This is a genomic window from Phormidesmis sp. 146-20 (assembly GCF_052939475.1).
Map to the genome: position 1 here is coordinate 1 of NZ_JBJPHT010000046.1, position 23,568 is coordinate 23,568.

18 protein-coding genes are annotated in these 23,568 nt (G+C 47.0%); 8 read left to right on the forward strand and 10 right to left on the reverse strand.

The features are described from left to right. From ACKFKH_RS25925 to ACKFKH_RS25935, 3 genes are all read left to right on the forward strand, one after another. A partial coding sequence (locus tag ACKFKH_RS25925; protein ID WP_446861234.1) for a TonB-dependent siderophore receptor occupies window positions 1-1,302 on the forward strand: 1,302 nt, incomplete at its 5' end. Then, window positions 1,296-2,075, forward strand: a complete 780-nt coding sequence (locus tag ACKFKH_RS25930; RefSeq protein ID WP_446861282.1) for a TonB-dependent siderophore receptor — start codon at window positions 1,296-1,298, stop codon at window positions 2,073-2,075. The genes ACKFKH_RS25925 and ACKFKH_RS25930, both read left to right, overlap by 7 nt. Window positions 2,076-2,208: 133 nt before the next feature. Further along, a complete protein-coding gene (locus ACKFKH_RS25935) occupies window positions 2,209-2,535 on the forward strand; it encodes a hypothetical protein (RefSeq protein WP_446861235.1) in 327 nt (108 codons plus the stop codon). Window positions 2,536-2,600: 65 nt separating this feature from the next. Here ACKFKH_RS25935 and ACKFKH_RS25940 read toward each other — a convergent pair whose 3' ends face one another. The 6 genes from ACKFKH_RS25940 to ACKFKH_RS25965 form a co-directional block, all read right to left on the reverse strand. Continuing rightward, window positions 2,601-2,912, reverse strand: coding sequence for a transposase family protein (locus ACKFKH_RS25940; protein ID WP_446861236.1), 312 nt, complete (start codon window positions 2,910-2,912; stop codon window positions 2,601-2,603). Window positions 2,913-3,065: 153 nt separating this feature from the next. Continuing rightward, window positions 3,066-3,689 carry a transposase family protein gene (locus tag ACKFKH_RS25945; RefSeq protein WP_446861237.1) on the reverse strand — a complete coding sequence of 208 codons (624 nt, stop codon included), beginning with the start codon at window positions 3,687-3,689 and terminating at the stop codon, window positions 3,066-3,068. A gap of 67 nt (window positions 3,690-3,756) precedes the next feature. Next, on the reverse strand, window positions 3,757-4,416 hold the full coding sequence (locus ACKFKH_RS25950; protein ID WP_446861238.1) for a cysteine hydrolase family protein: 660 nt from the start codon (window positions 4,414-4,416) through the stop codon (window positions 3,757-3,759). Continuing rightward, a complete protein-coding gene (locus tag ACKFKH_RS25955; RefSeq protein ID WP_446861239.1) occupies window positions 4,413-5,465 on the reverse strand; it encodes an ABC transporter substrate-binding protein in 1,053 nt (350 codons plus the stop codon). Before ACKFKH_RS25955 ends, ACKFKH_RS25950 begins: the two co-directional genes overlap by 4 nt. A 48-nt stretch (window positions 5,466-5,513) precedes the next feature. Continuing rightward, entirely contained in the window at window positions 5,514-6,548 is a 1,035-nt protein-coding gene (locus ACKFKH_RS25960) for a fatty acid desaturase family protein (RefSeq protein WP_446861240.1), read from the reverse strand. A gap of 497 nt (window positions 6,549-7,045) precedes the next feature. Continuing rightward, window positions 7,046-10,717: a hydantoinase B/oxoprolinase family protein gene (locus ACKFKH_RS25965; RefSeq protein WP_446861241.1), complete on the reverse strand. Its 3,672-nt coding sequence runs from the start codon at window positions 10,715-10,717 to the stop codon at window positions 7,046-7,048. 207 nt (window positions 10,718-10,924) lie between these two features. On the opposite strand from ACKFKH_RS25965, the gene ACKFKH_RS25970 reads away from it, so the two are divergent. Next, window positions 10,925-11,146 carry a hypothetical protein gene (locus ACKFKH_RS25970; protein ID WP_446861242.1) on the forward strand — a complete coding sequence of 74 codons (222 nt, stop codon included), beginning with the start codon at window positions 10,925-10,927 and terminating at the stop codon, window positions 11,144-11,146. 23 nt (window positions 11,147-11,169) lie between these two features. Here the strand turns inward: ACKFKH_RS25970 and ACKFKH_RS25975 are convergent, their stop codons facing one another. Next, entirely contained in the window at window positions 11,170-11,949 is a 780-nt protein-coding gene (locus ACKFKH_RS25975; RefSeq protein ID WP_446861243.1) for an N-formylglutamate amidohydrolase, read from the reverse strand. A 550-nt stretch (window positions 11,950-12,499) separates the two neighbouring features. On the opposite strand from ACKFKH_RS25975, the gene ACKFKH_RS25980 reads away from it, so the two are divergent. Next, the gene (locus ACKFKH_RS25980; protein WP_446861244.1) at window positions 12,500-13,618 is read left to right on the forward strand and encodes a M24 family metallopeptidase; all 1,119 of its coding nucleotides are present in this window, start codon (window positions 12,500-12,502) and stop codon (window positions 13,616-13,618) included. Next, window positions 13,615-14,688: a galactokinase gene (gene galK / locus ACKFKH_RS25985; RefSeq protein WP_446861245.1), complete on the forward strand. Its 1,074-nt coding sequence runs from the start codon at window positions 13,615-13,617 to the stop codon at window positions 14,686-14,688. Before ACKFKH_RS25980 ends, galK begins: the two co-directional genes overlap by 4 nt. 62 nt (window positions 14,689-14,750) lie before the next feature. On the opposite strand, the gene galT is transcribed toward galK, so the two are convergent. The 3 genes from galT to ACKFKH_RS26000 form a co-directional block, all read right to left on the reverse strand. Next, window positions 14,751-15,833: a galactose-1-phosphate uridylyltransferase gene (galT, locus tag ACKFKH_RS25990; RefSeq protein ID WP_446861246.1), complete on the reverse strand. Its 1,083-nt coding sequence runs from the start codon at window positions 15,831-15,833 to the stop codon at window positions 14,751-14,753. Between the two features lie 450 nt (window positions 15,834-16,283). Continuing rightward, window positions 16,284-17,465 (reverse strand): sugar ABC transporter substrate-binding protein, encoded by a 1,182-nt coding sequence (locus ACKFKH_RS25995; protein WP_446861247.1) that lies wholly within the window; start codon window positions 17,463-17,465, stop codon window positions 16,284-16,286. 630 nt (window positions 17,466-18,095) lie between these two features. Then, window positions 18,096-19,973 carry a glycoside hydrolase family 2 protein gene (locus ACKFKH_RS26000; protein WP_446861248.1) on the reverse strand — a complete coding sequence of 626 codons (1,878 nt, stop codon included), beginning with the start codon at window positions 19,971-19,973 and terminating at the stop codon, window positions 18,096-18,098. Window positions 19,974-20,566: 593 nt separating this feature from the next. Between ACKFKH_RS26000 and ACKFKH_RS26005 the strand changes: the two genes are divergently transcribed. Both ACKFKH_RS26005 and glf read left to right on the forward strand, forming a co-directional pair. Then, on the forward strand, window positions 20,567-21,592 hold the full coding sequence (locus ACKFKH_RS26005; protein ID WP_446861249.1) for a glycosyltransferase: 1,026 nt from the start codon (window positions 20,567-20,569) through the stop codon (window positions 21,590-21,592). A gap of 144 nt (window positions 21,593-21,736) precedes the next feature. Further along, window positions 21,737-22,879, forward strand: a complete 1,143-nt coding sequence (glf, locus tag ACKFKH_RS26010; protein ID WP_446861250.1) for a UDP-galactopyranose mutase — start codon at window positions 21,737-21,739, stop codon at window positions 22,877-22,879. The last annotated feature ends 689 nt before the right edge of the window (window positions 22,880-23,568 follow it).

Genomic DNA, 23,568 nt, shown 5'->3' on the forward strand with positions numbered 1-23,568 from the left:
AAAGTATTGGTCAATACCCGTACTCACTTGATTCATCCCTTTGTTCAGCAACGCCAGATTACGGTGACGGGGGAGGGAGCGAGAGGGTATCGAGTGCCGAATGCGAGTACGACGACGAGGACGGATACCCCGATTCGGGATATTCCGCAGTCGATTCAGGTTGTGCCGCAGGAAGTGTTGCGCGATCGGAATGTGAGAACCCTAACGGAAGCAGTAGAGACAGTCAGTGGAGTTTCAGCAGGTCAAAGCATATTTGGTTTGCAAGGAACCCAGATTATCAGAGGCTTCACATCATTTGACTCAGGAATTTTCCGAAACGGCTTTCGAGATGTTGATTTCTACTCTCTAGCAGCCATTGGCACAATTGAACAAGTAGAAGTAGTCAAAGGTCCAGCATCAGTTTTGTTCGGTGCTTTAGAACCTGGTGGAATCATTAACACAGTAACCAAGAAACCCCTGAATGCACCTTATTACAGCCTTGCATTTGAAGCAGGTAACTATGGATTCTACCAACCCAGTATTGACTTATCAGGTCCACTAACGGCTGATCGCAATGTGCTTTACCGCTTTATTGCCAGCTATCAAAATACGGGTACTTTCCAAGATTTTGTAAACATTGAGCGAACTACTATCGCCCCTTCAATTAAATTTAGATTAAGTGATCAAACTGACCTAGACTTATACTATGAGTATATTGGACTCACTGAAGATTCTCGACCTGTTCCAGCTTTCCGACTCAGTGATGGTAGATTACAACCTCGAAATCTTTATGTTGGGTATCCTGGACTCTCTGAACTCGGTGCTACTACAAACAGATTTGGCTATATCCTAAATCACAGATTTAATGATAATTGGCAAATTCGCAATAATATTGCTATATCTCTAAACAACATATATAGAGATGGGCGGTCTGCACTTTTTTTGCCTCCAGTAGATGATCGCATCATACCAGGTTTCCGCGCCCCCGATCAGCAATACAGGTATGACAACTATTTTGGGCAAATTGATTTGTTAGGCAAATTTAATACTGGCTCAGTTTCGCACCAAATTTTAGCAGGTTTTGATATTAACTACCTCCATAGTCCGCTTACAGGATTTCGTAGTTCAACACCTGTACCCGATTTTGATATTCTCAATCCTAATTACAATATTCCATCTCTTGACTTTGTTCCTTGGCGCAAATTTGACTTGAAGACCTTAAGTTATGGAGTTTATCTTCAGGATCAAATGACTTTAAGCGATAACCTGAAATTGCTAATAGGCGGTCTTATGACTGGACAACGTATGATTTTCAGATACTAGACTTTGGCACAGCAGGAAATACAGTAGATGAACCAGTAGCGCGAGACAGCGCCTTTAGCCCTCGCATTGGTTTAGTCTATCAACCTAGCAAAGAAATCTCGCTCTACGCTAGCTACAGTCAGTCCTTTAAACCGACTAATGCGTTTAACCCTGGTGATGAGCCTCTCAAGCCTACTAGAGGAATTCAATACGAAGTAGGGGTTAAAACGAACCTTTTAGATGGTAAGCTTTCGGCGACATTAGCTGCATATCAGATCACGCAGTCAAACATCTTGACACCTAATTCTGACCCCGTATTAGCTGCGGAAGGTTTCTCCGTTCAAACCGGAAAAGCAAGAAGTCGAGGAATTGAGTTAGATATTGTTGGTGAAATACTGCCTGGTTGGAAAGTCATCGCTTCCTATGCTCATACCGATGCAAGAGTCACTCAAGATAATAGTATTCCTGTCGGCAACCGATTAGGCAATGTGCCACTAAATCAAGCAAGCCTTTGGACAACTTATGAAATTCAAGAAGGTAGCTTGAAAGGCTTAGGATTTGGCGCAGGACTATTTTATGTTGGTGAGCGACAAGGTGATTCAGCGAACTCGTTTCAATTGCGGGATTATCTACGAACCGATGCATCTCTCTACTATAACCGAGATAGGTTTAGGGCGGCGATCAATGTTCGGAATCTCTTTGATTTAGATTATAGTGACTTTGCTAACGGTGATAGTTTAATTGAAAGAGGTAGACCATTTACTATCACTGGCTCTATCAGTTTGACTTTCTAACTAATACTATTAGCTAGAATTCAAGGGGTACAGTTAATCTGTAGTAAGTCCTATAGTACTTAAGGCATGGAAAAACTGCACCTGGTTGGCTGTATCCAGCAAATTCATGGTTGATAATCACAAGAGTTTGGTGATGAAAAATCTGAAATATCAATTCGCAAAGCCATTTTTTCTAATGGTTTTTTCTTTCTTTCTAATTACAGCTTGCTACCAACCTATTACCCAAAAAACCAATGCTTCGTTGACACCTACTTCTGAGTGTCGAATGATTCAGCATGTATTTGGTAAAACCTGTATTCCATTTGTACCACAGCGCATTGTTGCATTAAATCCGATGCTCACACTAGACCCTCTCATCGCCCTCAGCATTAGACCTTTCCGAGAATTTACAAGCGGGACTACTCCTGGGTTTGAGGTCATTTCACTAGGATTGTTCCAGAACGATAGCATCACGGGTTGAGGCAGTTTCTAACAGAAACCATTGTTCAACATCGCGTGGCTTAAATCATCAGCTTTCTCCTGATTTCAAAAGTCGTAATTCGTGAAATCAAGCCTGCCTAATCGCAATCTCACCAGCCCACAAATGGTCAACATTACTGCTTCATAGCGCTGCGAATTAAGGCGAAACCGATGGGTGAGAATCCGAAAGACCTTTAAGCGACGAATCAGGGGTTCGATGAAGATGTGCTGACCCGAAATTACCTGGTTTTCTGCACGTTGGGCTTCCGTGAGTTCTCGGTTTCTCGGCTTTTTGTGGGGGGTTGTGGTGCAATCGGCTCCTTGATAGGCTTTATCTCCTCGATATCGCTGGGTGTGATCGAGCAATACTTCGGACAAATTTTGAGCAGATTTTCAGGTTCAAACCCTGATTCGCTCGTGGGACAGGATCTTATTTTCAAAGTCAGGAATAGAGCCAACTTTGAAAAATAGCTCAATGCTGGAACTGTACTTCCTGAAAGCCTTTTGGAGTCGTTCAAAAAACTGTCCGGACTATTGATCGAGGCGCTCTTGGTGTTGCCGCAAAAGCTGGATATCAGCAGCGGGTTCTGGCACTCCTGCCATCACATCGACAAGCGCTTGTCCGTCTGCGGTGCCGAGCACTCCGGTTTTTTGCGTGTGCTGTTGCTTTTTACCTGAGTCACAGATTTTCTGGGCAGCGTCGTCACCTGGACGTTCTCTGGCTTGTTCTGTGCTGTCACACAGCAGCACTTCCGCTTGCAATAATTCCTGCACCACCGACCACAAATAGGGATCGTGCCCATACTCCTCGAACAAACGGGCGGGCAATACCTGTCGCAGAAGTTTCAGTCCCTCGTGGAACGTCTGATGCGCTTCACTTTTTGAGACCTCGAACAGCATCCCCAACACTTCAAACGTGGGATCGTGCCGCAGATAGAACAGACACAATCCCATTGTTTCGTACAGGCTCAGTTGCACGGGTCGTCCTGCTCCCTTGGCGTTCACCCGCACTTTTTTTGCGTCCAGTTGGGCTTGATTTTCAGCCTGAGCTTGTTTGACCTGTTCGTTCAATGGTTGGAAATCCTCAAAACTGATGCCTAGCAACGATTGAGTTTTTTGGGGGTGAATCTGGATATAATCAAGTAGTTTTTTCATGGAGGGATAGGCGACGAAAACTTCGTTTTACCCTCTTTTTTTAACGCAATTTAATTTCTGGATACATCTATTGATCAGAAGATGTCACCCACCCGATCGCGCCATTTTCTGCGAGTAATACGTCGATCGCTGCCTGGTGTTCTTGAAAACTGTATGCAGCACAGCAATCTTCTAGCAATAAGCTATAGAATCCTAGATCGCTGGCTTGTCGATAGCTACCTAACACACAGCATTCTGTCGTAACGCCCGTAAACAGCAGATGAGTAATGCCACGCTGACGCAGAACTGCTTCAAGATTTGTGCCAATAAAGGCAGATTGAGCAGGCTTATCGATTTGTAGCTCTGTGTCTAGGGGCTGTAGTTCGTCAATCAAGTCACAGATCCGATCGCCTTGAATTAGAAACCGTCCCATTTTTCCGGGTGTCCCGATCGGGTAGCCTGCATTTTGGTAGCGTAATTGTTTGCAAGCAGTCGCATCCGACAAGTCGGGCTTGTGGCTCTCTCTGGTGTAGATCACCAACAGTCCATAGGTTCTCGCCCAATCAATGATGGATTGTATTTTAGGAATAATCACACGAACCATTGAAAGATCAGCCCCTAGATGACTACTACAAAACCCATCGGCGTGACAGAAGTCGTTTTGTAGATCGATCACCAATAAAGCAGTGTGATCGAGGTCGATCATATAGGGATGGTGGCGAGTTTGAACTAGTAGACTAGAACTCATTTAGGCTTTTTTAATGCTGTGACGAACTGAGGATCAATAAACTTTGACATATCAGGAGCCGTCGGAACTTTGTTCTGAGACTTAAGGAATGTAGTAAGATAGTTCAATGGCTTTAATAAAGAAACTTGGCTATTAGAATTGCCTAGCATTTCAATGTTAGTGGCTAGATCGGGAATTTGAATGCCTTGAAGCTGTTGAGCAAGTTCATCAGGCGTAATATTGAGAGGTTTTGCAGCGATCGCCAGCGCTTCTTTGGGATTGGTCTTGAGAAACTCCAGTGACTTAAAGTGACCTTCTACAAAGGCTGCTACCGCTTTGGGATTGGATTGAATAAACTGAGTCGGGAAAATGTATAAGTCAGCGATCGCCGTTGGCATTTGTTTGAAGCTATAGATAATTCGCCCGTCTTTCTGCGCCTTTAACGCCTGATCGCTAAATGGAGAATAAGAGTAAGCAATCTCTAACGCACCCTTCTGAAACGCAGCGGCCGCAGCATCCGGGGGTGTATTGACAAATGTCACATCTTTTTCAGTTAGCCCCGCCTCTGCCAACACTTGCAGCACAAAGAAATGACCAATCCCGCCAATCTCTGCACCAATCTTTTTGCCTCTAAAATCCTGAACGCTGGCGATATTGTTGCGGGCCATAATCACATCTGCTCCAATAGACGTATCCTCAACCAGCACAATCTTAAAATCGCTGCCTTTTGCGGCTAGTGCAACGGCTTCTGAGGTGACTGGAGATAGCCCCTCTAATTTGCCAGATAGAAAGGCTGGAAACCCGGCCGCCACTGTTTCAAATACCTGTAGCTTGAGATCGAGTCCGAGATCTTTGAAGAAGCCTTTCTCTAGTCCAATGTGCAGGGGGGCGTTCCCAATCCAGGTCGTTGTGCCCATCGCAATGCTGCTTATAGAATTGCTGGCTGAGGGGGGTGTTGTGGAGGTGGATGCTTGGGAGCAGGCGTGTAAACTTACACTAGCGATCGCACCCGTAGCAAACCAAAGCGCTTGGCGACGAGTCATTCGACTGGATGGAAATTCGGGGTTCATTGTGGCTCCTCTTCTGAGTATCTGGTTGAAGCTTTATCCTGCTCAACATTAGGACGGTAGCACTAAAAACGAAACTTCGATGCCGCCGTAAAATCTTTCCAGGTTGGGGTTTCCTTGTTCGTCGATCGCACTTCCCTGTCCCCTAAAAATGCGCTGAATGCGAAAGCGATGATAGTTTACTAATAGCTGTGGCAAGGTGACGTAGTGCGCTTCTTTGCCCGAAAAGAGAGTGCGGTCGAGTTCGGGGAGACGATGCCAGGGACATTTCATCAACTCATGGTGAGCATTGTGGTAGCCAAAATTGAGCAACAGTAAATTTAGCCATTCGTAACGTTGGGAAACTAGATTTGAGAAGGTATTCGCTTGTTCGTGGGCCCGATCGCGCTTAGGAATCGAGGTGCCAATCGGAAACACCTCATAGGTATGCTGAAACGCATCTACAAATCGCAGTCCTGTGATCATGCCAACATAGGCGACGAAGTACAGCAGCAGTGCTTTGAGAGATACTAGCCCCAACACTGTAAACAATGTAGCTCGAATCGCTAAAATGATCAGAACTCTGACTCGTTCATCTTTACGATCGGATACTCGAAACGGAGCAGAAATTGATCGAAACCGTGACAAAAACGCTAATGCAGGAATATACACCCACTCCAACGCCAAAAGGGTTGCGCGCACGAATGCGGGCAGACGATTCAAAAACGAGGCTAAATCAAATCGACAGAAATCAACGCGATCGACGTGGTGAGCAATATGCAGCCTGGTCAAATCTTGAAAACGGGCATAACATCCCCCATTGAGCCACAGCACCAGGTCACCTGCGATCGCATTCCATTTTCGACTGTCAAAAATCGTGCCGTGCATCAACTCATGGGCAAGATAGGCAGAAATCATCAGGCTATGGGTCAACAGCAAAACACCTAGTGCATTAAGCCAACCATTGTTTTGTAACATTAGCGCAATTCCTCCAGCGTAGCCGCCAAAGGTGTAGAGAAAGGCGATCGCATTCCAAGCAGGTTTGTCTTGCTGCAGAAAATATTGAGCGTCGATCGTGGTTGATTGTTGGGAAGCGGTGCGAGTCATAATTTAAGGTCGAGAGGGTGATGCTAAAAAATCTCAAATCATAAAGCCCAGGAGAACGGTAACAGAACTATGCTGCTACTTAGACTCTCCCAGGCTGCCATTCTATGATGCTGGTACAGTAGAGAATTAACCTGCGTCCAACTTAGTGACCTATTAAAACCTAACTCATTAGATGACTTAACAAGCTTCTACCAGCAAAAACTAGACATTCGTTTTGGTAAACATTGTTTATCTTTCTAACATACACATTCAGACAGAAGGGTGTTGAAAGTAACAGTATTTTTTCTTTGTTCGCAGGCAAGTATAGCAGTCCTAAATCAGGTGTAAGAATCCTCAAACATCGGGCTATTAGTTGTTCTTGGGATTGATTTAATAAAACCGACCCTTGCATAGGGTGTGTTGGGCCACGCGAAACGCACCCTATGCATAGTTCAAGTTATTAGGGGAACAGTCGCAGATTGACGATCGTAACGAAGTAGTGCATCTTCACGCGATCGCTATGGTTGACCAAAGCCGCCGCCGCCGGGTGTTTCGATCACAAATACATCCCCTGGCTGCATCTTAACTTCGGCTCTACTAGCCAACTGTTCAATCTCACCATTGCTGCGTTTTACCCAGTTTCGACCGACTGCACCAGGCTCGCCGCCATTTAGACCAAACGGAGGAACAATCCGATGTCCAGATAGAATTGCTGCGGTCATGGCTGCGCGAAACTGAATCTGACGAATCACACCATTACCGCCCTGATGTTGTCCTTGTCCGCCGCTATTAGCTCGAATCGCAAACTCCTCGACCCGCACCGGAAATCGCCATTCCAACACTTCTGGGTCGGTGAGGCGCGAGTTAGTCATATGGGTCTGCACGGCATCTGTCCCGTTAAAGGTTGGCCCGGCTCCAGATCCCCCACAGATTGTCTCGTAGTACTGGTATTGCTCATTGCCAAAGGTGAAATTGTTCATCGTGCCTTGAGAAGCTGCCATCACGCCGATCGCACAATACAATGCATTCGCGATCGCTTGAGACGTTTCGACATTGCCTGCAACCACAGCAGCAGGATAGTTAGGATTGAGCAGACAGCCCTGCGGAACAATGATCTCTAATGGTTTCAAGCAGCCTGCATTAAGGGGAATATCATCGTCTAGTAGCGTGCGGAAGACATAGAGAACAACCGCTTTACAGATAGCAAATGGTGCATTTAAGTTTGTCGATTGTTGGGGAGAGGTGCCTGTAAAATCAACTTGAGCAGCGCGATCGCTTTTATTAATCGAAATCTTGACTTGAATCTGACTACCATCATCCAATGGGTAAGTAAATTGACTGTCCTGCAAAACCGCAATCACCTGCCGCACCGACTCTTCAGCGTTGTCTTGAACATGCTGCATGTAGGCTTGCGCTGTCTCTAACCCATAGTGCTGCACCATTTGTAAAAGTTCTTTAACACCTTGCTCATTGGCTGCAATTTGGGCTTGTAGATCAGCAACATTTTGATTGGGATTGCGAACTGGGTAAGCTCCAGAAGTCAGCAGTTGTCGCAGTTCTAGTTCACGAAATTGTCCGCGATCGACGAGTTGAAAGTTATCAATCAAGACCCCTTCTTGCTCCACTGAAGTACTGTGAGGCGGCATCGATCCGGGTGTAATGCCCCCAATGTCGGCGTGATGTCCCCGTGACGCAACATAAAACAGTGGATGAGTGCGATCGACTTCTGAGAACACAGGTGTAATAACCGTGATGTCAGGTAAATGAGTCCCACCGTTGTAGGGGTTATTAGAAACATAAACATCCCCAGGCTTGAGGGTATTGCCCTTTGAGCGAATTAAACTATGAATGCTCTCACTCATCGAACCCAGGTGTACCGGAATATGAGGAGCATTGGCAACTAGCTGCCCGTGTTGATCAAAGATAGCGCAAGAGAAGTCAAGTCGCTCTTTGATGTTGACTGAGTAACTTGTATTTTGCAGGGTAATGCCCATTTCTTCGGCGATCGCTCTCACCAGATTATTAAAAATCTCCAGCAATACGGGATCAGGGTTAGCTTGGACAGAATGGTGTCGAGTAGGCTGTTCTACTTGGGTTTTCGTGAGTACTAGATCACTGCGATCGGTGACTTCTGCAATCCATCCCGGCTCAACGACATTCGTTCCAGTAGGTTCGATAATCAGAGCGGCTCCTGAAATACGATCGCCTGTTTTTAAGTCACTGCGCTGGTAGATTGGGGCATCATGCCACTTGCCTTTGGTGTAGATTTGGGCAACCTCAATGGCTTCTAGAACGGTTCGATTAGAGCTTGCTGTGATCGGAGCACTGGTGGGACTGTAAGCTTGTCCAATGGCTTCAATCGAAGCTGCCTCCACGATTAACGCTTTGTTCTGCATGGTGAAACCATAGCGTTGTTTGTAGGCTTGCTCAAATTGCGATCGCATCTCCTCCAGCGTGCCGAATGGAACAACCAGAGCGGAATCCGTCCCTTCATAGCGCAAATGTACACTAGATAAAACTTGAATGCGATCGGCTTCTACTCCTTGAGCCAGAATTTCAGCCTGCCCCGCGATCGCTAGTGCATCAAGTACCTGGTTGAGTTGGGACGCTGTGGTTAAGGGAGCTTCGATGGCTTGCTCTTTGAGCGATCGCAGGTCAGCTAACCCAATGCCATAAGCCGAGAGAACGCCCGCATAAGGATGAAGGAAAATCTGAGACATTCCCAATGCTTCAGCAATCAGGCAGGCATGTTGTCCTCCTGCACCCCCAAAGCAGCAGAGTGTATAGTCTGTAATGTCGTAGCCGCGCTGAACGGAGATTTTTTTGATTGCATTAGCCATCTTGTCGATCGCGATTGCTAAAAAGCCGTCTGCGACCTCTTCTGGAGTCCGAATTTCTGTTGTCTCGCTGATTTTACTAGCTAGTTCTGCAAACTTCTGATGCACGACTTCTACATCCAGCGATCGGGTTCCCTCAACACCAAACACGGCTGGAAAGAAGCCTGCTTGTAGTTTGCCGACTAACACATTACAATCCGTTACCGTCAACGGCCCGCCGCGCCGATAGCAAGCTGGGCCAGGAAAAGCGCCCGCCGACTGTGGCCCAACTCGATAGCGAGAACCATCAAACGTGAGAATCGAACCACCTCCCGCCGCAACCGTGTGAATTGACATCATCGGTGCCCGCAATCGAACTCCTGCAACCTCAGTTTCAAAGGTGCGCTCATACTGCCCATTAAAGTGAGAAACGTCGGTAGAAGTGCCGCCCATATCAAAGCCAATGATCTGACCAAATCCCGCGATCGCACTTGTTTTGACGGCTCCGACAATGCCTCCGGCTGGCCCTGATAGAATGCTGTCTTTGCCCTGAAATCGTTGAGCGTCCGTCAGCCCACCATTTGACTGCATAAACATCAGCTTGCAAGTAGACTGGTCTGATGAAGTCAACTCGGCGGCAACACGACCTTTCAGGGTTTCGCAAAGCGAATCGACATAGCGCCGCAAAATGGGAGAAAGATAGGCATCAACCACCGTTGTATCACCCCGGCTAATTAGCTTCATCAACGGACTCACCTGGTGGGAAACTGAAACTTGAGTAAAGCCGATCGCTCGTGCGATTTCAGCCACCTGTTGTTCATGATCAGGGTAGCGATAGCCATGCAGAAAGGCAATTGCACAAGATCGAATACCGGATTCATACGCCGATCGCAGTGCTTCAACTAAACGTTCTATGTGGACGGAAACTAGCTCTTCTCCTTGAGCGCTATACCGTTCCTCAACTTCTATCACTTGTTCGTAGAGTGAAGTGGGTAAAACAATATGACGAGCAAAGATATTAGGACGATTTTGATAGCCAATCTTCAGCGCATCCCGAAATCCTCTGGTGATCAGCAGCACGGTTCGATCGCCCTTTCGCTCTAGCAAAGCATTTGTGGCGACTGTGGTTCCCATTTTTACGACTGCAATCTGCTCGGCAGGAATGGGACAATCTGAAGCAATGCCCATCACATCGCGAATCCCTTGAATAGGAGCATCTGGATAGCGATCGGGATTCTCAGAAAGCAGCTTGTGAACGACAATTTTACCGTCTGGACGTTGAGCAACAATATCGGTGAAGGTGCCGCCGCGATCGATCCAAAACTGCCAGCGTTGAGTTGTCTGCTGATTCAATCCCAGGTTAGTGTCTATCATTGCTTTGTAGAAGGCTCACATCGACCTATTAGATAAATGGTATAGCAATCCTATAGTTTGGAGATGGGTTGTGAATTTTTAGTCTCTCAGTTACTTTGAGCTTCGGCAAATTTGCTACTCTATAGCAGTTGTCCAGTCAGGTCATAACTTCAGGCAGCCAGTCAGTTGGGGATCAAGCAGCCACCGCTAAGTTTGAGAATTTAAGCCTTGGAAGACCTGTTGAGCGACCCTAAAAAAGCCTATGAAGTCAAGCTATTCGATCGCAGCAAGTGCCCGATCAAGTTAACCGAAGCAAGTAAGGCTTTTTTGTCGGAAATCACGATCGCACTGACTCATCTCGACCAAGCAATCACTCGAACTATAAGCCAGCTAGAAGTTCGCGATCGTGTCCAAGCGGCTCTTTGGGCAAAGCAGCATCTACATAGTTAGCGGGAGTTATATGAAATCCTTCGTTAGGATAATAGCGCTACGATCCTGCTAAAGATGGCTTTGAATTTAGGTTTTGCTTGATGAAACTCTGGCACATCCCAATCGGGTGTATTGTCCTGCTCTAGCTGACTCGACTGCAAGTAGATGGGGTAGCGAATCTCAATCTGTAGCGCTTCGACTTGAGGGTGCAGCCCGTAATGTCTGGTGATATATCCCCCATTAAAAACTTTATTACGAACCACCTGATAGCTCTGTGTAGAAAACTCAGACTCGACGGTTGAGATCAAAAACTCAGAGCAACTTTTTCCATTGACATTGCCCAAACACACATCATCGACGATCGGCCCCAAAAAACTGTGTAGATCTAGTAGATAAACTCGACCAAAGCGATCGATCTTCTGAGTGAGTAAAGCTTCTAGCTGATGATGATAGGGGTAGTAAAACTGATCCATTCGGCTTGTCACCGCTTCTTGAGAAGGAGCAGTCTGATAGAGTGGCGCACCAAACGCAGTTTTCTCAGGAATTGCGGATTGCCAAAAGCTGCCAAATAATGGCTCTTGAGCCGATCGATTGAGGTCAACGACATAGCGGCTGTGGGTCGCGACTAGAACGGTAATTCCTAAATCAGACAAAAAATCATAGAGCTTGTCTAGGTGCCAATCTTGATGGGGAAGATAGTGCTGATAGGACTCATTGAGCGTCTGCACCATCGCATCGGGAACTATCAAACCACTATGAGGCAGATTAGCCACGATCGGGCATTGGTCAACATCAGGTAGATAAAGATGAAAAGGGTTGGTCACGCTACAGTCTACTGGCAGTATTTCCCTTCATCATCCCACGATCGCTCGGTAATTCTCATCCTCCACCTGAATCCGAGGACGCTGCCACCAGGGTTAGTCGTCAATTACTAAGGGCTAATAAATCATCACTTAAACATCTTCACACAAGGTTCAGGACTGCTATAGAACCCATTTGGGATCTTTTAATGTGTTTCAAAGCTGATATTTTTCGGGATTTTATGTTCCTCATTGTTCCGGAACAATGATTTTCCTTCTAAATTCAGGATCTGCTTGAAACGGCTCTCCTACACGCCTTGTATATCAACAAGAAATGTCAAATGGGTTCTATAGAGATTTATTTGCAAACTTTTAGACTGGCAGTTCACATCCAGAATATTAATTATAAATTGATACAACTCACTCTTCCACCTAAAGAGAGAAGTTCTTGAAATTAGAAATTGTCAGAATGAGAACCTTATCGACAGGTGAAGACTGTCTTGGTTTAATCGCTGACACTTGCTTCAGTGTGATTCGTTTGTACATAAACTCTAGCGACCATTCTTGCAAAGCTGTGTCTGAACTACGCTCTGATTTATCTCAAGTTTCCACAGAAATTGACCACAAGCTAAAAATCATCCGGGCAACGCTTGACGAAATAGGAGCGGCTGGACTTTGGCTACGGGGGACAGATTGGTTTATGTGGGCAACCGCAGGCGCAACTCATACGGTGCTACTAGCCGCAGAAACCGGAGTTGCGGAAGTACTGGTGACGGCTGACGCTGCCTGGATCTTGACTAGTGAAATTGAGGCACCCCGCTTTAAGGATGAGGAGCTTTGGGGTCGCGATCGCTACATCTTGGCGACTTATCCCTGGGCAGATCCAACCGCACTCAAGCAGTTTGTGCAATCCGTGACGGATGATGGCAAGATAATCAGCGATCGTCCGATTTCTGGCGAGTCTATGTTGCCCTTGAGTTTAATTCAGCAAAAACGCATTCTACTAACGAGTGAAGTCGATCGCTATCGTCAAATTGGACGATTGGCCAGTGAAGCGATGACTGAAGTTCTGATGCAGGCCGAGCCGACTTGGACTGAGCAACAACTGGCTGGAGCCGGGGCACAAGCGCTTTGGAAGCGAGGACTTCATCCCGCCCTAACGCTGTCTGCTGGCGCACGTCGATCGCCGCTCTACCGTCATCCGGTGCCGACTTCTGAAGCGATCGGTCAACAGGCAATGTTAGTGTTTTGTGCGCGAGGAGCGGGGCTGTATGCCAACCTGACTCGGTTTGTTTGCTTTGAGCAGATAGATTTAGCCTTACATCGTCAAGTAGCTGAAGTTGAAGCGATCGCGCTCAATCAGACTCAAATCGGAACGCCCCTCAAGCAGGTTTATCAAGCGATCGCCCAGTCCTACAATCAACAAGGCGATCCAGATGCGATTCGCCAACATCATCAGGGGGGAACAACGGGCTATTTGTCTCGCGATGTGATTGCGACTCCTAGTACCGACGATCGACTGGCTGCACAGATGGCTGTTGCCTGGAATCCGAGTTTGCCAGGAGCCAAGATCGAAGATACCTTTATCATTCACTCTGACGGTCGTTTAGAAAATCTCACGGCTGATCCACAATGGCCAACAGTAGAAGTTGAGGGGCGGCAGCGTCCCGTTGTGTTGGAGCGATCAACATGAAGTTTGAGCAAGTTTTTAATGCGTCTCCCCAGGTTCAGGCAAGTGCGCCCGGACGAGTTAATCTATTGGGAGAACATACAGACTACAATGACGGATTTGTTTTACCTACTGCAATTCCTCAACAGACAACTGTTTGGCTGGGCTTGAGTCCTGACGATCGCCATCATGTCTACTCGACTGAGCTTAAAGAACAGATTGATGTCAGCCTTGATGACCCAACTCCCACAGGGTTTTCTAGCTATGTCTACGGCTGTCTCAAAGTGTTGAACAAAGCAGGCTACTCGGTGCCCCCGTTGAATGTATTCGTCACTTCCTCAGTTCCGATCGGGTCTGGTCTATCCAGCAGTGCTGCTTTAGAAGTGGCTACTTTACGATCGCTGCGATCGCTCCTTGGTCTCGATCTCGATGATGTTCAGATTGCTCAACTAGGACAACAAGCCGAAATTCAGTATGCGGGCGTGTCTTGCGGCATTATGGATCAAATGGCATCAAGTCTGGCAGACCTGCAACATATGCTATTTTTGGATACGCGATCGCTCGATCGACAGCTACTTCCCTTTCCCGCAGATGCCGAAATCATTGTTCTCGATAGTGGAGTACCTCGTAAGTTGGCGACCAGTGGCTACAATCAACGCCGCGCCGAATGTGAGGAAGCCGCAAAACAGCTAGGAGTGAAAGCGTTGCGAGATGTCACCGACCTGTCAGCGATCGCTCACCTTCCAGGGTTACTCAGCCAGCGATCGCGACATGTGATTACTGAAAACGATCGAGTTCTCAAAGCGCGATCGACAACTCTTTCAGCCAGTCAATTTGGAGAGTTGATGAATGCTTCTCATGCCAGCTTGCGCGATGATTATGAGGTTTCTGTCGCTGCGTTAGATAGCCTGGTCGATTTATTACAAACAACTCCTGATGTGTTTGGTGCCCGATTGACAGGAGCCGGATTTGGTGGGGCTTGTGTTGCACTAGTCGCTGCTGGAAAAGGAGAAACGATCGCCCAGCAAGTCCTCGATCGCTATCAAGCAACCGGACAAACTGGACAAATTTTCGTTCCAAGCCAACAAAACTAGCGTCAGTTCAATTATCAGTAGATCCCTTAGCTCCTTTGGGCAACCTCACAAAGTGATACACATTAAAATTGAACTAAGACCGCCTGTAGTTCTTTTGCCTTTTCTTCAGGAAGCGCATCGTTTGCAAACAGTCCAGCCGCAAGCTCTGTCCCCGCCAAATACTTCAATCGATCGGGTGTCCGATAAGGGGGATAAAACTGCGCGTGTAGATGAAATTCTGGGTGAGCTTCTCCATCTAAAGGCGCTTGAAACCAGGCCATCAAATAGGGAAAAGAACGGTTCCACAAGCCATCATATTTCAGTGTCACAGTTTTTAAGGCTCTGGCTAAACTCGATCGCTGTTGTTTAGACAAATCTGCCAATGTAGACACAGGCTCAATTGGAGCAAGCCAAACTTCATAGGGGTAGCGGGCACACACAGGCACCCAGGCGATCGCCCAATCATCCTGATAGACAATACGCTGATTGTCTTGAATCTCTTGTTGAATTAAGTCTTGTAGAAGTCCGCTTTGATGCTGTTGGTAATACACTTTTTGACAGTCCCACATTCGAGCCGGAACCGAAGGCACAACGGGATATGCATAGATCTGCCCATGAGGGTGATGCAGCGTTACCCCCACTTCAACGCCTTTGTTTTCAAACGGAAGGACATATTGAATTTGAGGATAACTGCCCAAAATGCGAGTACGATCGCCCCAAACTTGCAATAGTAAATCGAGATGATCGAGTTCTAAATTTCCCAACGTTGTATTTGGATTTTGGGTAAAGACTACAACTTCACAAGCACCATTGGCAGGTAGCGTATCTACAATTAACTGAGGTGGATTGTGGGCCTGCATTGTCAGCGACGGAAACCGATTGTCAAACACCGCAATATCATAGTCTCCCTGGGGCAACTCAGTCGGAAACTGTGGATTTGTCGTGGCGGCTAAGGGATTGTATTCTGGCGGCGGCATAAAGGTGCGGCCCTGACGATGACTTGCATAAGCCACCCATTCTCCCCGCAGAGGATGCCAGCGCAGATGAGGATTTGCCACCACAGGGTCGTGACTCGGACTCGGTGCTTGAATGCTGGGATCGATGGGCGATCGGCTGTACAGGGTCAGCTTTCGGCCATCTGGCTTACACAATTCTTGGGCGTACATCTTTTAGTTGGGTGAAACAGTTGAAGTATGCAATTTTTGCTGCATTACATCTGCCCTCTAAAGTTGTAGATCCAGCCGATCGCTAATAAAAATTTTAGTCGGTGAATAGTCGCTAGATTTCCCATAGTCCCCCTTCAAAGGTCTGGCGTGTACACACACGTCGATCAATCTATCATTGCTGAGATCCTTCGCCCACTAAATCCCCCAAAAATGGGGCACTTTGAGCCGTCGTCATGACTTTGAACTTTGGAAATCTTTCCTTTATCTTTCCTTGGTCAAAGTCTCCCAGAATGGGGGATTTAGGGGGCTGAAGCCGCCTGAAACGAAGCGACAACGACTTGTGTGTACACGGTAGCTTAAAAAGTCAGAAGCCTGATGTAGAATGACTTTTGGGAATTCAAAGATATCGTATTGCGATCGACTAGAATTCTTGAATGATCTTAAGTCAGCTTAGGGACAAACTCCCCCCGCGCCTGCTGGAAGTCCTCGACAAATGTCTTCAACCTTAAGAAATCCATCAGCGATCACAGTACTTTTGATATTCGATTTGTCCACAACTTGCGGGTTAGACAACGCAGACGGAATTTCGGCTCCTCCGCTTGTTTTGGTCACAGCGTTTGTTAGTGCTTTGAGATCGGTGCCATTGCTCAACGCCGCGACTACTTTTCCAGTTGAGGTGGCGATGTCAATGATCGGCTTGTAGATTGTCATCGTTTGATCGCCTGTGAGGATTGCCTGAATGTTAGAAGCATTTGCATCCTGTCCGGTGACCAATACTTTACCGTTGAGATTTTGCGATCGTAAGGCTGCGATCGCGCCCGTAGAGAGAATATCGCTGGCTGCATAAATCGCCTGGACGTTGTTGTTTTCCTGAGTGAGAACGCTGTCAGTCAACGATTGTGCCCTGGTGACATCCCAGTTGGGCGTGTATTGATCAAAGACCAAATTCAATTCTTTACTATCAAACAGCGGCTTTAATTTATTCAGCGCACCTTGACGAAATTGCAGCGCATTGTTGTCGGTCTGTGAGCCGTTGAGCAGAACTACATTTGAGCCACGCTTGAGACCATAAGCACCTTTGCGATACTGGTCAATTATGTATTGTCCTTGCAGTTCACCGACGCGCACATTATCAAACGAGACGTAATAGGCCAGACCGTCATCTTGAATTAACCGATCGTACGCTACCACAGGCACTCCAGCGTTTTTGGCAGACTGAACGATCGCGGCTGCTTTTTGACTATCTTTTGCGCCCACCACTAGAATACAAGCTCCACGAGTCAGCATTGATTCGGCTTGATTTTGCTGATTGTCGGCATCATTGTTGGCGTTGGCGTATTGAATCTGAACACCCGGCAGTTCTTTAGTAATTTGCTGTTGCAGCAGGGGACGATCATAGGTTTCCCAGCGCGTTGAGGTGTCCGTTTCGGGGAGCAATAATCCGACATTTTTGCAGCCTTTTGCAGCCTTAAAAGTGTCTGTGGTCGTTTGGTTTTGGGCAACGGGCGTACTGTTATCTGCGGATGGGTTGTTATTGGCGGGCGTTGAAGCGGTGTTGTTGGTGCAGGCAGCCAGAAATTTCAAAACAGAAAAAACACCCACAACCAAGGCAATGGGACGATTGCTAATCATGGAATATTAAATCCAAAAATGGAGTTGTCAGCGATCGAGAAAACTTTTACAACTGTTGTGAAGTGCGATTGTGCTAACCATTCTGATTGCTAACCATTCTGATTAATGTAGACAAACGGCTAGAGACAGTCTCAATTAACGTCAAATTAAGGGACTTTTTTGCTTCGCTTGCCGCTCCAAAAAGCCTCTCTAACTTCCCCACTACTAACGGACTCTAAACCCGCAAGTCTGGTCTGAAAGTCCCTCAGAATCGGGGAGTAGGGGGCAGAAGCGCTTAACACCAAAGCCAAAACATTCCGTCAAGTTGACATCAAATCAGCGTTGTAAAACTCTCCTCATGTGATCAATTATTGACAATCTCCATTTTTGTAACCTCACCCTTAGAGTAGGTGTTCCTCTACCTGGAGGACTACCGTGTACACACCAGCCGTTAATTGCTTCGTTTGAATCGGCTTCTGCCCCCTAGATCCCCCACCAGTGAGGGACTTTCAAGCCCTGAGAAGTTTCTTCGCATTCTAAATAGCCTTTCTTTCTCAAAGTCCCTCAGACTGGGGGATTTAGGGGGCGAAGCCTCTCGGCAATGACAGATCAATCAACTTGTGTGTAGACGGTAGACCTTGAGGCGGGGCGCTAAACGATGTTAGGTCGGCGTTCTTCTGCTGTCATATCAATCAGAGAATTTTGACCTAAAGTTGCCGCCGCGATCGCTTCAATGGGAATCTTGGGCGTGCGATCAATATACAGCAGCCCATTTGCCTCCTGAAAGGTATCGGTTAGCTGCGTATAGCAAAACCCACTAAATAATTCAACTCGATTGACCACATGCAGCAGGGCATCATAGCGATTCTGCAAATCAGTCGTATTGCTCGATCGGATATATCCCCAGGCTTTGTCAGCTTCGAGCGCTTTAGGCGGGGTGTAGGCAATACCGCCAAATTCGGTGAGCATAATCGGCTGCCCCTCATGAGGAAACTGATCGAGGGTAAGAATGCGACCACCGGGGCGTTGGCGATCGAATAACTCTGGCAGTTTTGCACTCGACTCATAGCGTTTGGCTAACCGCTGAGGCGTTTGATCATAGTCATGAATCGCCAGAATGTCAGTTGTGGTACTTTCCCAACCATCGTTACCAATCACCGGACGAGTCGGATCGAGCGTTTTGGTTAAATAGTACAGGGCTTGAACACAGTGACGATGGGCTTCTGTTTCGACCAGGTTGGGCACTCCCCACGATTCGTTAAAGGGCACCCAGGCAACAATGCAGGGATGGCTAAAATCGCGCTCAATCACCTGTGTCCATTCTTCGGTCAGGCGCTTGACAGATTTGCCAGTAAACCGATAAGCACTGGGCATTTCTTCCCAGACTAGCAGCCCCAAGGCATCGGCCCAATATAAAAAGCGAGGGTCTTCAATCTTTTGATGCTTTCGCACCCCGTTAAAGCCCATCTGCTTGGTCAGTTCGACATCGAGACGTAGAGCCTGATCTGAAGGCGGAGTCAACAGGGTATCTTCCCAATAGCCCTGATCCAGCACCATTCGCATATAGTAAGGACGACCATTGAGCACCAATCGATCGCGTTGAATCGAGAGCGATCGTAGCGCCGTATAGGACTTTACTTCATCAAGCAGTTGGTCGCCGTGCCATAGCTGAATGTCAGCATTGATTAAGGTTGGTTTTTCGGGACTCCAGAGTAATTCGTTGCGGTAGTCGTCTATGCCTGGGTCAGAGAGCGCGATGCGACGATGGGTGTCATGGTTAATGATTTCGTAGCGATCGTTTGCCAACAATCGCCCGTTAACACTGAGTCTGACCCGAAGCTGCAATGCGTCGAGAACCTCACCCGCAACCGAGCCTTCAAATCCGATTTCCCAGCGTTCGAGGTCAGGAGTCCAGCGAATGCGATCGAGGTAAGTGGACGCAACTGACTCAAGCCAGACGGTTTGCCAGATTCCAGTAGTCCGGGGATACCAGATGCTGTGGGGTTCGAGTTGCCAATCTTGCTTGCCTCTGGGCTTTGCCAGGTCATGGGGGTCGTCTTGGGCCCAGACGGTAATGTGTTGTACACCTGCCTGTAGTACCGACGTAATATCAAAGCTAAAGGGAGTATATCCGCCCTCGTGAGACCCGACAAAGTGACCATTTACCCACACCCGCGCTGAGTAGTCTACTGCGCCAAAATGTAGTAGGACTCGTTCACGACCTCGCCGCGTGATATCAAATTCGCGCTTGTACCAGCAGCTAGGGTGAAATCCGGTATCACCAATGCCACTGCGGGTTGATTCGGGTGAGAAGGGCACCTCGATCGTGTGTGTCCAGTCGGTGACATCAGCCGGGGTCGTCCAGGTTTCGTCATCATTGTAGGCAAAATCCCAGGTGCCGTTGAGCGTCGTCCAGTTGCCCCGCTGAAGCTGAGGGCGCGGATAGCCTGTTTCAAGCTGTCTCATCATCGCGAGTGCATTAGAATCTGACGGACAACGATCGTCCAAACACTTTCCAAGTAGTTTCATCGTCTCTTCCTTAAGAGGTAGCTCACCATTCCACTGTAGGAACTCGTTAGACATGTTACCTTTCGCAGCAATTCAACTTAACATAACATTTTGTAGAAAATGAGCATAATTGCTGAGGAATATTGAGATTTCTGATTCTCTTTGTCTGAGGGAATTAAACTAACCCCTTTGCGAGTTATTTTGACCGCTATCTCAGTAAAAGAAAGCCATTTTTGTAACAGCCTATTCTGTATTTATTATAACAAATCATATTAACTATTTGGTTTGTAGCTGTTCATTTCGTATCTTACTTTCAGTAGACGCTATTTAAAAAGAATAGTTTCATCATGGGTTCAATCAGTGATCTAAAACGATAAGGATAAACGTCCATGTCAACGTCAGATCGGGCATTTATTAACGATCTACAGGGTATTGTATCAACAGGAAAAACGCTTTCTAAAGAAGCCTTACTACAGTCTTTTCAGTCAAGTTATTCAGCTTCAAAAACAGATTCTTCTAGACTAGAAACTCTCGTTTGTTTTTCACATTTACGTTGGAATTTTGTTTATCAACGACCGCAGCATCTCTTAAGTCGATGTGTTCAAGAATGCTGTGTGTTTTTTGTTGAAGAACCTATCTATGAGTCGGGTAGTACTTGGCAACTTAAAATTACTCAGCAGGACTGTGGTGTTTGGGTGGTCGTGCCTCATTTGCCCAAAGGTCTTGGTCAAGAAATGCTAACCGCGATGCAGCGATCGCTGATTGATGAGTTATTTGCAGAGTATGCGATAGAGACTCCGATTCTCTGGTATTACACCCCAATGGCGCTGTCTTTTACAGATCATTTAGAGTCGCTTGCGATCATTTATGACTGTATGGATCAGCTATCTGCCTTTAAGGGTGCATCACCTGCATTACAAGCCTTTGAACAACAACTCTTCGATCGCGCCGATCTGGTGTTTGCGGGCGGACAGAGTTTATATGAAGCCAAGCAGCAACAACATTCCAATATTCATGCTTTTCCGAGTAGTATTGATGTCCCCCACTTTGCTCAGGCTAGAAGAGAGACGAGTGATCCCGCAGATCAAGCTCTGATTGCTCATCCTCGACTGGGATTTTGTGGCGTAATTGATGAGCGGATGGATCTTGAGCTTTTAGAAGGCATTGCGACAGCCCGCCCTGATTGGCAGCTAATCTTAATTGGCCCTGTGGTAAAGATTGACTCCAAGAGCCTACCAATTGGTTCAAACATTCATTATCTAGGCAGCAAAGTTTACTCAGAGCTACCGACTTATCTTGCAGGCTGGGATGTAGCACTCTTACCGTTTGCCCGCAACGAGTCCACTCGATTTATCAGCCCGACCAAAACTCCAGAATACCTGGCTGCCGGAAAGCCTGTTGTTTCGACTTCGATTCGTGATGTGGTGCGTCCCTATGGGGAGTTGGGTTTGGTTCGTGTGGCTGATACCGTTGAAGGATTTGTGGCAGCGATCGAACAGTCCATGCAAGACTCGCAGACTTCAAACTGGCTGGGTCAAGTGGATGCCTTTCTTGCTCAAACTTCTTGGGACAAAACCTGGATGAGTATGAAGCAACTCATGACAGCCGTGATTACTCAAAAGCAGTCTCAAACAAATTAGACTTCTAATCCTGGTTAGCCTTTTGACGAATAAAGGCCTTGTGCAATTTAGGCTTTAGATTAAGTAGGTTTTTACTTCAAACTAATGTCCAGGTGACACAGGTTCAAAAGACATGACATTACAATAACCCTACAAGGAACTTCAATGTTTGATTATTTAATTGTCGGAGCCGGATTTGCAGGCAGCGTCTTAGCCGAACGATTAGCCAGTCAGTTAGGAAAGAAGGTTTTGATCTGCGATCGTCGCCCTCATATTGCGGGTAATGCTTATGACCACTACAACGATGATGGTATTTTGATCCATCGCTATGGCCCCCATATTTTTCATACAAATTCTCGCGATGTCTTTGAGTACTTATCAAACTTCACCGACTGGCGACGGTATGAACATCGAGTGCTGGCCAGTGTTGATGGTCAATTGGTGCCGATGCCGATTAACCTCGATACGATTAATAAGCTCTACGGGCTAAAGTTAAATTCTTTTGAAGTTGAAGAGTTTTTTGCATCGGTTGCAGAACCCAAAGACTATATTCGCACTTCAGAAGATGTGGTTGTCAGCAAAGTTGGACGAGAACTGTATGAAAAGTTCTTCCGCAACTACACGCGCAAACAGTGGGGGATCGATCCGTCAGAACTTGATAAATCAGTCACTGCCAGGGTGCCGACACGCACCAATCGAGACGATCGCTACTTCACCGATACCTATCAAGCGATGCCGCTCCACGGCTTTACTCGCATGTTTGAAAATCTACTGGTGCATCCCAACATCAGAGTTATGTTGAACACGGATTATCGTGAGATTCAACAAATGATTCCTTATCGCGAGATGATTTACACGGGGCCGATCGATGAATTTTTTGACTACCGTTTTGGCAAACTGCCTTATCGATCGCTCAACTTCAAGCATGAAACGCTAAATACAGTAACGCACCAACCTGCGGCGGTGATCAACTACCCCAACGAACACCTCTACACCAGAGTCACTGAGTTCAAATATCTCACTGGGCAAGAACACAACAAAACCAGCATTGTGTATGAGTTTCCGATGGCGGAGGGTGATCCTTACTATCCGGTTCCTCGTCCTGAGAATGCGGAGCTTTACAAACAGTACAAAACGTTGGCTGATGCGACTCCTAATGTACATTTTGTCGGGCGGTTAGCGACCTACAAGTATTACAACATGGATCAGGTGGTGGCTCAAGCATTGATGGTCTATGCCAAAATAGCTGATTTGAGCCGCTGGCAACCCCAAGAGCAAAACGGCCGCGTTCTTGCCGCAACCACATAAACACCCGAAGCCACTAGCTCAAGCCTGGTTCCTCCAAAGGAATCACTCACTATAGGGTGAGCACCTGGTTGACTGACAAAACTCCTGAAGCCCCCGTTCTTTGTAGGTTGGTGTTGAGCAACGCGAAACCCAACAGTCCCCTGTCTCACGTTGGGTTTCACCGAGTTCAACCCAACCTACTGGAAAAGATTTGTCAGTCAATCAGGGGTGAGTACTGTCTGCCTCACGATCGAGACTAACAGTAGACTTCCTGCACGAATCATAGATGCCCTCCGAAGGCTCTTGCGAAGCTAACATTAATTGCTAAGGATCGTGAATTAAACAACCTGTAATTCTCGCGGTTTCGCTCCGTTTAATTCGGCTTCTGCCCCCTAAATCCCCCAAATTTGGGGGACTTTGAACCGCGAAACTGCCTCAAATTCTAGAATGTCTGCTTTCTCAAAGTTTCCCAGAATGGGGGATTTAGGGGGCGAAGCAACCAGGCAATCATCGATCTTATTCAATTCACGATCCTAAGTATTCTGAAACGTAGTGATCAACTTGCGTGTACACGGTGCTTTTTAAGGGGGTTGGGTGAAATCTCCAGAGTCTCAGCGATCGGGTGCTTCAAGCGCTCAAGATTCAGCAATCAACAGCAGGTTGAATTCTATTTGAATGAGCGAGAAAAAGTCGTTCCCTAGATAGAAGTT